Consider the following 1,136-nt stretch of genomic DNA (forward strand, 5'->3'; position numbering starts at 1 on the left):
GCGCTGGACTGCATCCCGATGTTCAAGGGCCTCACCACCGCCGGCGGCCTGTTGAAGATGGCCCGCGAACTCCCCGCGCTGCTGAAGTCGGGTCGGGCGCTGGAGAACATCGCGAACAGCGTCCGCAAGGGCGCGGCGAGTCTCGGTGAGACCAGCCGGATGCTGAAGAAGCTGTTCACGTGCGGTGACCCCATCGACATGGCGACCGGTGAGATGGTGATGTCCGCCACCGACGCCGAACTGCCCGGTGTCCTCCCGCTGGTCATCGAGCGCACCCACCGCACGAACTTCCGCGGCGGGCGGTGGTTCGGGCCGACCTGGGCCTCCACGCTGGACCAGCGGCTGGTCCTGGACGACCAGGGCGTGCGGTTCACCACCGCCGACGGCATGACCCTGGACTACCCCATACCCGGGCCGGGCCGTCCGGTCATGCCCGTCACCGGCCCGCGCTGGCCCCTGACCTGGGACGGCACCCCCGGCGGCACCATGACCGTCGCCCAGCCCGAGACCGGCCAGGCCCTGCACTTCCGCCCGCTGCCCGGCCGCAGCCCCGCCGACCTGCCCCTGCACACCCTCACCGACCGCAACGACAACCGCGTCACCGTCACCTACGACCCGGCCGGCGCCCCCGCCCGGATGACCCACGACGCCGGATACCAGATCGGCGTCACCACCGCCGACGGCCGCGTCACCGCCCTGCACCTGATATCCGCCGACCACCGGCCCGCCCTGACCCGGTACGCCTACACCGGCGGCCACCTCACCGCCGTCACCAACTCCTCCGGCCTCCCCCTGACCTTCACCTACGACCCCGAAGGCCGCATCACCGGCTGGCAGGACCGCAACACCACCTGGTACGGCTACACCTACGACGGCCAGGGCCGCTGCGTCCGCACCACCGGCACCGACGACATCCTCGCCTACACCTACCGCTACGACCCCCACACCCACACCACCCACGCCGTCAACTCCCTCGGCCACACCACCACCTACGAATTCAACGACCGCTACCAGCTCCTCCGCGAAACCGACCCCCTCCACCACACCACCCACCGCACCTGGGACCCCCACGACAACCTCCTCACCCACACCGACCCCCTCGGCCACACCACCACCTACACCTACGACACCCACGG

The 1,136-nt window shown here is 70.8% G+C and carries 1 protein-coding gene; it reads left to right on the top strand.

Annotation, left to right across the window (positions count from 1 at the left end):
• The coding region (locus ACFZAM_RS37170) for a DUF6531 domain-containing protein (protein WP_391053009.1) at positions 1-1,136 on the top strand (1,136 nt) is incomplete at both ends.

This window comes from Streptomyces sp. NPDC008079, assembly GCF_042957385.1.
Classification (GTDB): domain Bacteria; phylum Actinomycetota; class Actinomycetes; order Streptomycetales; family Streptomycetaceae; genus Actinacidiphila.